This is a genomic window from Larkinella sp. C7, from assembly GCF_006149005.1.
Taxonomy (GTDB): domain Bacteria; phylum Bacteroidota; class Bacteroidia; order Cytophagales; family Spirosomataceae; genus Larkinella.
This window is the reverse complement of record NZ_VBSL01000071.1, coordinates 1-451: the sequence shown is the minus strand read 5'-3', so window position 1 is coordinate 451 and position 451 is coordinate 1. Positions and strand designations below refer to the sequence as shown.

The window sequence follows — 451 nt, the reverse complement described above, 5'->3', positions numbered from 1 at the left end:
TATATCTTAAATTAATGGTAAATGCAAATTTAACAAGGTTTGTCACTAAGGCGTAACACTTGACTTGAGATAAGGAAAGTTCACCTATTTTCCCAGACCATATTGTTCCAGAGGCTACCACCGTGGTTAGAATCTGATGGGCCTTCATCGCTAAAACCATTCATCTCATAATAAGGAATCAATTCACTATGACAGGTCAGGCTAATACCATCACGGTTCTGGGCTAGAGCCAAATCCTTTAAGGCAGCTAAGAGAGCTGTACCGATTCCTTGGCCCGCAAATTTTGGTGCTACCGATAGGGACTGAATCTGGATAAAACCACCGCTTGCTGGATTGGAGACAACATTCTCAAACAAATCATCAGTTAGATAGCGTTTCTGGGTGACAGAACCGACCAGGTAACCAGTTATCCGTCCAGCAATTTCAGCAACCAAGAAAGTGTCGGGAATGA

Annotated in this window: 1 protein-coding gene; it reads right to left on the bottom strand. The window is 42.8% G+C overall.

The genetic code is table 11. From position 1 onward, the window contains the following. Positions 1-80: 80 nt before the first annotated feature. Positions 81-451: GNAT family N-acetyltransferase (locus FH871_RS34405; RefSeq protein WP_138995321.1), on the bottom strand; the 371-nt coding region annotated here is incomplete at its 5' end.